Below are 7,910 nucleotides of genomic sequence, written 5' to 3'. Positions count from 1 at the left end.
GGATTACCGAATACCGCGTATTTGTCCATCGTTATAAGAGCGCCTTGAAAGAGTCATTATGAAGCAGTTAATTAAACGTATCTTTAATAAAGATGCAACCGTAGAACAAACAAATAGTGCCCCCACTCCAGAAAAAACACCTTATGAAATCATTGGTGGAGAACAAGGCGCCCGCGATCTTGCTAACCGTTTTTACGATATTATGGCAACCGACCCCTATGCAAAGCCGCTTTACGATATGCATCCACAACCATTAGATAGGATCAGACAGGTATTTTTTGAATTTCTTTCTGGTTGGTTAGGCGGGCCCGATTTATTTGCAGAGAAATATGGTCACCCACGCCTAAGAATGCGCCACATGCCTTTCCCTATCGACCAAGATTTACGGGATCAGTGGATGCACTGCATGAATAAAGCATTAGACTTAGAGGTAGGAAACCCATTATTAAGAGAAGGATTAAGGCAGTCCCTCGCTCAGCTTGCGACACATATGATTAATCAAGAACAAGACTAAAGTATTAGTTAATTAAAATTACACGGCTATTTTGCGCTAGGTCAAATCCCGTTCTTGAGTAGAGATGCATAATCACTGTTCTAATTGTGTACAGGTGCGATGCGTGTGAAATCTATTCAACATAAAATTTATGCGTTACTGGCAGTGACGGGCGTGCTCGTCTTGATTGCCAGTATCCTTAGTAGCAGCAGTCAACAAAAGACGCTCGCTGAAGAAACCGTCGAAAGTAATATTAAGCTACTGGCAGATAATTACTTTGACTCTATCAATACTATGATGCTGACCGGCACCATGGCAAACCGTGAAATTCTGAGTGATAAAATTCGCAATCATCCAAATATCGAAGATGCGCATATTATCCGCTCCGAGCAAGTTAATAAGCTTTACGGTCCAGGTAATGCAAATCAAGCACCTAACTCTGAGGCTGAATTTGATGCGTTGAACGGAAAAGAGACCTTAGTTATTGAACAACGCGACGGTAGTCGCATCATGACTTATTTAAAGCCGATGGTGGCCAAAGAAAGCTATAAAGGAACAAATTGCTTAGGTTGTCATCAGGCAAAGGAAGGCGATGTGCTCGGCGTTGTGCGGATCAGCTACTCTTTGGATGATATTGATAATACGGTACACACTAATACGTGGTTTAGCACTGCGCTTCTCTCAGCTATCTTTATTACCACCTTTGTAATTTTAGGCGTACTTTTCAGGAAGCTCTTTATAGTACGACTAAAAACGCTAGGCCGGACCATGCGCCTCGCAACGACGAACAAAGACTTATCATTACGAATAGACGACCAAGTCGATGACGAGCTTGGACGTTTGGCGATTAACTTCAATAAAATGATGGATAGCTTTAAAGACAATATTGCGCAGTTATCCAACTCTTCAAAAATACTTATTCACTCAGCAGAATCTATATATGCTTCAGCGGAAACTACCGAGCTGGCCATTCAAGAGCAAAAACAAGGGACGGACTCTGTTGCAGCCGCAATTAACGAGCTTGAAAGCTCTTCAAGTGAAGTAAAAAATACCACCCACTTTGCATCAGAAAAGTCTGATAGCAGCAATCACCTCGCAGAGGAAAGCATGGCTGTTGCTAATCATACTGAGCAAAGTATCAACCAATTAGCACAAGATGTAAGGCTAGCTGCAGAACAAGTTTCTCAGCTTCAAGCACAAACACTAGAAGTGGGTAAAGTACTCGAAGTGATCAGTAGTATCGCGGAGCAAACCAATCTCTTAGCGCTCAATGCAGCAATAGAGGCCGCACGAGCCGGAGAAGCAGGAAGAGGGTTTGCGGTTGTTGCGGACGAAGTCAGAACACTTGCGACACGAACACATGACTCAACCGATGAAATCAAACGTACTATCGATAAACTACAGTCCGAGGCACAGCAAACCGTGGCAGCAATGAGTGCTTCTTGCGAAGAAGCGGATGACCGCGCACATCAGGTCAAGAAAGTGGCACAAGCGCTTAAAGACATCTCGACACAGATGCACGAAATTAATGCCTTAAACCTACAAATTGCCGATGCCACTGAGCAACAAAACTTGGCTGCTGAAGAAATCAATCGTAGCGTAGTGGCGATTAGCGATAATGCTGAGCGCTCGCTAGTTGATGCCCATGGCTCAAAACAGATCAGTGAAGAGTTGCTCACCCTTGCGCGCGATTTGGATGAGCAAGTGCGCGGATTTAAATTAAACTAAGTGAACCGCTAAGAGTAAAAAAGGAGCAGAGGCTCCTTTTTTACTCTATTACATCGCCAACCAATTCTTTGGCGTAAGATAATTATACAGCTCAGCTTCTTTCGATCCTGGCTCTGGCTGGAAGTCATACTCCCAGCGTGCCAATGGTGGCATCGACATTAAAATAGACTCGGTACGTCCACCTGTTTGTAGACCAAACAATGTGCCTCTATCCCATACCAGATTAAATTCAACGTAACGGCCTCGGCGATATAGCTGGAATTGACGCTCTTGTTCGCTATACGGTGTATCTTTGCGTTTTTCAATAATAGGTAGATAAGCATCAAGGAAGCCATTACCAACAGCTTGCATAAATGCAAAGCTCTTTTCAAAGCCCCATTGATTTAAGTCATCAAAGAATAAACCACCCACACCTCGAGTCTCATCTCGATGTTTTAAATAGAAATATTCATCACACCACTTTTTGTAGTCACCGTATACCGCGTCACCAAATGGTGCGCACAAATCCTTTGCAACTTGGTGCCAGTGCTTCACATCCTCAAGAACTGGATAAAATGGGGTTAAATCAAAACCGCCACCAAACCACCAAATCGGCTCTTCACCTTCTCTTTCAGCAATGAAAAAACGCACATTGGCGTGGCTAGTTGGAATATTGGGATTTTTCGGGTGGATCACTAAAGATACCCCACAGGCATGGAAGCTTCTGCCTGCTAACTCTGGACGGTGCGCCGTCGCTGAGGCTGGCATGGAAGCGCCAAAAACATGTGAATAGTTTACCCCGCCTTGCTCAATAACATCGCCATTACGGATCACGCGAGTGCGACCGCCACCACCTTCAGCACGCTCCCAGGCATCTTCAACAAACTGAGCGTTACCATCGGCAGCCTCTAAGCCTTGGCAGATATTATCTTGTAGTTGTAATAAAAAGGCTTTTACGGTCTCTAGGTTTATTTTACTCATGGTACTTTTTATCCTCGGATCACTTGGCCAGTCATTGCATTTTTAATGACGCTTGGGGTCGTATTACCGCCTAACTCACCTTCAACATAATAGCCAACTTGCGAGCCAAACTGGCTACGAGCTTCCGACAACGAAACAACTGGAGTTTGACCCGTTACATTGGCACTGGTAGATACAATCGGCTTACCAAAACGTTGACACAACTGCTTTACAATGGGATGGCTAGTAACACGAATAGCGATAGTGTCGTGTCCCCCTGTTAACCAATGCGGCGTACTGGCTTTCGCTGGCAATAACCAAGTAATGGCGCCTGGCCATGACGAAAAAATATCAGCGCGCTTATCCATCAGGATTTTATTGTCATCCACGTAGGGCAAACATTGACCATAATTGTCGGCAATTAAGATTAACCCTTTTTCTATGGGTCGAGATTTGATTGTTAGCAACTTAGTGACCGCATCTTGGTTATCAGGATCACAACCTAAACCATAAATGGCTTCCGTTGGATAACAGATCACTTTGCCAGCTTGAAGTGCCGACTCGGGCGTTGTTATTGTCGCAGCATCCGCTTTATTGTCATTACTCACGGTATTTCCACTATCTTTTGACATGATTTCTGCGGGCATTGTAGCACAGCTTTACCCGCTCGGGTTTTCTCCACCAGCACGGGCCAATGACACTCAGGACAAGCCTGCTCTACAGGCTTGGCGTTCAAGGTATACTTACAACTTGGGTAAGTGTCACAGCTATAAAAGTGTTTACCAAACTTATTTTTACGCTGAATTAGGTTGCCTTTTTGGCATTTTGGACACGCAGGCAACGCCGCTGTGGGTGGCGCATCTTCATGACCAATATAGTGGCAATCAGGATACCCAGTACAGCCAATAAACATGCCGTAGCGGCCATTTTTTATCACTAGATCTTTGCCACATTCAGGACAAGCCACATCTTCTAGTACTTTAATTACATGGCTATCATGATGTGCGAGCGGGCGAATATAATCACAAGTCGGGTAGCTAGCGCAGCCAATAAATGGACCATTTTTACTGTTTTTGATTACCAGCTCAGAGCCACATTCTGGACATACTTCATACTCTTTTTCTAATGCATGTTTGTCTGCATTAAATAATGCATGGTCTATTTTACTCATCGCTTTACCACCGCCCCCTTGTGCAAATATGCGCCTAATATAATCGCCTCGTTTTTAGGGTCAAGGAAATGATGGAAATTCCCCCTTGCAAGTATTTGATATCAGCGTTTTCAACTAAGTAGTAACCATTATTTGAAAGGCGGTAAGCTGAGGTCAAGACCTCAACTTACCGAAGGAAACTTGTCATGCTAGAGCAGAGTTAATGAACTACAGATGCAGGCTCGGTAAAAATCAGATCTTCCATCTGCGCATAAGCATGTTCTTTACCCGGCACATTAAATAGCACCATTAGTATCACCCACTTTAAATCATCTAGGCTGATATAGGTTTTATCCAACGCGAATAAGCGATCCATCACCATTTCTCTGGTGGTACTGTCAATCACTCCGACTTGTTCCACAAACATTAAAAAACCACGGCTTTCAACGTCTAGCATATTGCATTCGCTGTCGGTGTAGATCCGTGTCGCATGGTCCGGTTTAGCATTTAAATAGGGGTTTTCGTCACTGTGTTGTAAATCTGCAAGTTGCTCAAGCCAATCAAGTGCTTTGTATATTTCGCCTTGATTAAAGCCGGCGCGAAGGAGTTCATCGGTGAGTTCGTTTTGTTCGACAAAGATTTCTGCCTCACTGTGAATATAGTTCTCAAATAAATACATTAAAATATCAAACATCTTCTTAACCCCTCGCGAGTTTTATGTAGCCGTCGAGTACACGCTCTACTTTATCTTCGAGTTCTAGGTCCAATAGTCTGGCAATCACCTGCTCTACTGGCCACTGGGTCCTTTGCGTTAAAGTGTCGACTGACGTCACCTCAAAGCCAAGGTTTTCTAATACGGGACATTGCTCCTCTTTTTGCTCCCCTATTTCTATACTATATAGACTGTTTTCACAAAAAAAGCTCACTTCTTCCAAAATATCCTCAATATTTTCGGTGAGTTTTGCCCCTTGCTTAATCAAGTAATGACAACCGCTACTTAATCGGTTTTTAATTGAGCCAGGGATCGCAAACACTTCTTTGTTTTGCTCCAGTGCATAGCGTGCGGTAATCAGCGAGCCACTTTTTACTTCGGCTTCAACCAACAAAACACCCAAAGATAAACCCGAGATTATGCGATTACGCCGCGGAAAGTGATTACTATTTGCTTGAGTATTTGGTAAGAATTCACTCACCACCAAACCATGCTGCACGATGTCTTCATAAAGCCGTTGATGGCGTTTGGGGTAAACAACATCAACGCCTGTCCCTAGCACGGCAATGGTTCCTCCTTGAACATCAAGTGCACCTTGGTGCGCTGCGCCATCAATCCCTCTCGCCATACCCGACGTCACCACCAACCCCGAGCGACTTAAGCCCTGTGCAAATTCATGTGCAAGCCCAAGCCCAGTTCTCGTTGAACTACGACTACCGACAACCGCAATTTGTGGTTGTTTTAATAACGCAATATTCCCTCTGCAAAAGAGCACTAAGGGAGGGTTACAGATCTCTTTTAGTTGCTCGGAGTACTCAGGAGAAAACAAAGATACAACATGAATTTGCTGACATTGACAATAAGCCAATATGTGCTCGATACGAGACCAATCTGTGCTCGCTAAATTGGCAGCAACATTTTCTTGTAGCCCAAGCTGACAAAGCTCAACTTGGCTTAATGTGAATAATTGCGCAAGGGAGACGTGATTAAGTAATGCAGTGATGGTTTTGATACCCAGCCCTTGGCAAAGGGTTAATGCCAAAGCTTGAGCTAGTTTAGCTTGTTTCATACTCTCTCCTTGAGTTTACTGACTCACTCAAGGAGAAATTCTACCACCTAGTTACTGGCAGTTTCCTTGAATGCTTGTACATGATCACCAACGCGGATCGGCTCCGAAGTTTCAACAACCATAGCGTAGCTTAAGTCTTCATACACTTTAAAGACCATCAGCTCACCGACTTTTTCCTTTGGCATATGCCATACCACGCTATCGTCATCGTTTCCCTCACCAAACCAAGATCCCATTTCGGTGATCAGTTTGTCAAGTCGTGATGCATCTTCAATATAGCGCGGACCGTGTTGACTTTCTATAACTGTAGGTGATTGCCTTATAATATCAAGGACATGTCCCTCTTTTAGCCGTGCTTTACTACCCACATCTAGTACCACAACACTCATGGTACTAAACTCTCTGAGCTTATTATCGCTCGCAATAATACGGCCCAAAGTTTGCTCCTCAGGACGAGACATAGAAAACTGTGCCGGAAAGCTTTGTCCGGTAGATATGGGTAGTACAATATCCCCAGCTCTAACCTCTTGTTTGGCAACCTCTAACTGTAGCTTTGCCGGACGCCCCGCAGCTAGGTCACCTTGCTCAACCACGTGGCCAGAACCAACTAACACAGCTTCCAAGCCAAGCAATTGTTGGCTGTCTATTGCACGATAGATTTCACCGCGACGATAGATGGCATAGTGCCCACCTTTTACTAAATCAGCTTTAACATACAAAAGATGACCCGGAGTCGCATTTTTAATATTTCGATTAGCTCCCAGTACAATTGGGCTATCAGAAAACTCCGACTCAGAAAGTGCTTGCTCAAAACGCAAAAACGGTTCCATGATGGGTAGTGGCAAGGTAGGAATAGCAGCCACTTTTTGGTTAACAATACGTGTATGCGGTGACAGCTTCTTCACACCTTTGTCTAACACCAGTATTGGATTGCCATTTTCATCGTAAAGTAGCTTAAGACTGTCTCCTGGATAAATCAGATCTGGGTTTTGAATACTAGGATTCCACTGCCACAATTGCTTCCACTTCCATGGAGAACGTAGGTACATTTTTGAAATATCCCACAAGGTATCGCCTTTTTTCACCACATAACGCTGTGGTGCATCTGCTTTTACAGCCAAAGTGTCCGCTTTCACAGAGAAAACAGAGCAGCTAGCGAGTATTAATGCAGCAATCGGATATTTCATGATGGCTTCCTTGTGGTTATTTTTGGTTATTATCCACCAAAACCTGTTAAAGGGGAACTTGAATGGCTAAAATAAGACCATACACTAGCTTACACGATAAATTGATTTAGGGTAATCATGGCTATATTAGAAGTTTTAAAGTTTCCAGACGAGCGTTTACGCACTGTTGCACAGCCTGTAGCAGAGGTTAATGACGAAGTACGTCAAATAGTTAAAGACATGCTGGAAACAATGTATGATGAAAATGGTATCGGCCTTGCGGCTACGCAAGTTGATATTCATCAGCGTATCGTCGTTATTGACGTTTCTGAAGAGCGCGATGAGCCACGCGTATTAATCAACCCAGAAATAACCAAACGCGATGGTACTACAGTGAGCGAAGAAGGCTGCTTGTCAGTACCATATTCATACGCAAAAGTAGATCGCGCTGAAACGGTCACGGTAAAGGCAACGAACGAACGTGGTGAAACATATGAGCTGGACGCTGATGGTTTGCTTGCCGTTTGTATTCAACACGAATTAGACCACTTAGTTGGTAAGCTATTTATCGATTACCTATCACCACTTAAACGTGACCGTATTCGTAAGAAGCTTGAAAAAGAAGCTAAGTTCGCTGCAAAGCAAGCTTAACC

General features: G+C 43.9%; 10 protein-coding genes (1 of these 10 only partly in view). 3 read left to right on the top strand and 7 right to left on the bottom strand.

The features are described 5' to 3' along the window. Positions 1-29, bottom strand: partial view of a shikimate dehydrogenase gene (aroE, locus tag PNC201_RS00145; protein ID WP_102055805.1) — the 5' end (the start) only. 784 nt of this gene lie to the left of the window's left edge; 29 of the gene's 813 nt are visible here — the first part of the coding sequence; it begins with the start codon at positions 27-29; its stop codon lies beyond the left edge, outside the window. Positions 30-58: 29 nt separating this feature from the next. Here aroE and PNC201_RS00140 point away from each other — a divergent pair, with 29 nt between their 5' ends. Further along, a complete protein-coding gene (locus PNC201_RS00140; protein ID WP_102055804.1) occupies positions 59-514 on the top strand; it encodes a group II truncated hemoglobin in 456 nt (151 codons plus the stop codon). A 99-nt stretch (positions 515-613) separates the two neighbouring features. After that, positions 614-2,221: a methyl-accepting chemotaxis protein gene (locus tag PNC201_RS00135; protein ID WP_010604184.1), complete on the top strand. Its 1,608-nt coding sequence runs from the start codon at positions 614-616 to the stop codon at positions 2,219-2,221. A 48-nt stretch (positions 2,222-2,269) separates the two neighbouring features. On the opposite strand, the gene hemF is transcribed toward PNC201_RS00135, so the two are convergent. The 6 genes from hemF to PNC201_RS00105 all read right to left on the bottom strand — a co-directional run bounded on the left by hemF (position 2,270) and on the right by PNC201_RS00105 (position 7,278). Further along, complete coding sequence (gene hemF, locus PNC201_RS00130; RefSeq protein WP_102055803.1) at positions 2,270-3,181, bottom strand: oxygen-dependent coproporphyrinogen oxidase; 912 nt, start codon at positions 3,179-3,181, stop codon at positions 2,270-2,272. A gap of 8 nt (positions 3,182-3,189) precedes the next feature. Next, a complete protein-coding gene (locus PNC201_RS00125; protein WP_102055802.1) occupies positions 3,190-3,768 on the bottom strand; it encodes an L-threonylcarbamoyladenylate synthase in 579 nt (192 codons plus the stop codon). Continuing rightward, positions 3,765-4,331 (bottom strand): DNA topoisomerase family protein, encoded by a 567-nt coding sequence (locus tag PNC201_RS00120; protein WP_010604181.1) that lies wholly within the window; start codon positions 4,329-4,331, stop codon positions 3,765-3,767. Before PNC201_RS00120 ends, PNC201_RS00125 begins: the two co-directional genes overlap by 4 nt. Positions 4,332-4,530: 199 nt before the next feature. After that, entirely contained in the window at positions 4,531-5,004 is a 474-nt protein-coding gene (locus PNC201_RS00115; RefSeq protein WP_010376797.1) for a DUF494 family protein, read from the bottom strand. A gap of 4 nt (positions 5,005-5,008) precedes the next feature. After that, positions 5,009-6,091: a DNA-processing protein DprA gene (gene dprA / locus PNC201_RS00110; protein ID WP_102055801.1), complete on the bottom strand. Its 1,083-nt coding sequence runs from the start codon at positions 6,089-6,091 to the stop codon at positions 5,009-5,011. Between the two features lie 47 nt (positions 6,092-6,138). After that, positions 6,139-7,278 (bottom strand): LysM peptidoglycan-binding domain-containing protein, encoded by a 1,140-nt coding sequence (locus PNC201_RS00105; protein WP_102055800.1) that lies wholly within the window; start codon positions 7,276-7,278, stop codon positions 6,139-6,141. 117 nt (positions 7,279-7,395) lie between these two features. Here PNC201_RS00105 and def point away from each other — a divergent pair, with 117 nt between their 5' ends. Further along, positions 7,396-7,908 carry a peptide deformylase gene (gene def / locus PNC201_RS00100; RefSeq protein WP_102055799.1) on the top strand — a complete coding sequence of 171 codons (513 nt, stop codon included), beginning with the start codon at positions 7,396-7,398 and terminating at the stop codon, positions 7,906-7,908. The last annotated feature ends 2 nt before the right edge of the window (positions 7,909-7,910 follow it).

This window comes from Pseudoalteromonas sp. NC201, assembly GCF_002850255.1.
Classification (GTDB): domain Bacteria; phylum Pseudomonadota; class Gammaproteobacteria; order Enterobacterales; family Alteromonadaceae; genus Pseudoalteromonas.
Note: the sequence above shows the minus strand (reverse complement) of the source record. Positions and strands in the feature narration are given on the sequence as shown.

Bases quoted from the DNA above. Each gene is read 5' to 3' on its own strand.
- PNC201_RS00140 (WP_102055804.1), top strand. From the start codon at position 59: ATGAAGCAGTTAATTAAACGTATCTTTAATAAAGATGCAACCGTAGAA.
- PNC201_RS00135 (WP_010604184.1), top strand. From the start codon at position 614: ATGCGTGTGAAATCTATTCAACATAAAATTTATGCGTTACTGGCAGTG.
- hemF (WP_102055803.1), bottom strand. From the start codon at position 3,181: ATGAGTAAAATAAACCTAGAGACCGTAAAAGCCTTTTTATTACAACTA.
- PNC201_RS00120 (WP_010604181.1), bottom strand. From the start codon at position 4,331: ATGAGTAAAATAGACCATGCATTATTTAATGCAGACAAACATGCATTA.
- PNC201_RS00115 (WP_010376797.1), bottom strand. From the start codon at position 5,004: ATGTTTGATATTTTAATGTATTTATTTGAGAACTATATTCACAGTGAG.
- dprA (WP_102055801.1), bottom strand. From the start codon at position 6,091: ATGAAACAAGCTAAACTAGCTCAAGCTTTGGCATTAACCCTTTGCCAA.
- PNC201_RS00105 (WP_102055800.1), bottom strand. From the start codon at position 7,278: ATGAAATATCCGATTGCTGCATTAATACTCGCTAGCTGCTCTGTTTTC.
- def (WP_102055799.1), top strand. From the start codon at position 7,396: ATGGCTATATTAGAAGTTTTAAAGTTTCCAGACGAGCGTTTACGCACT.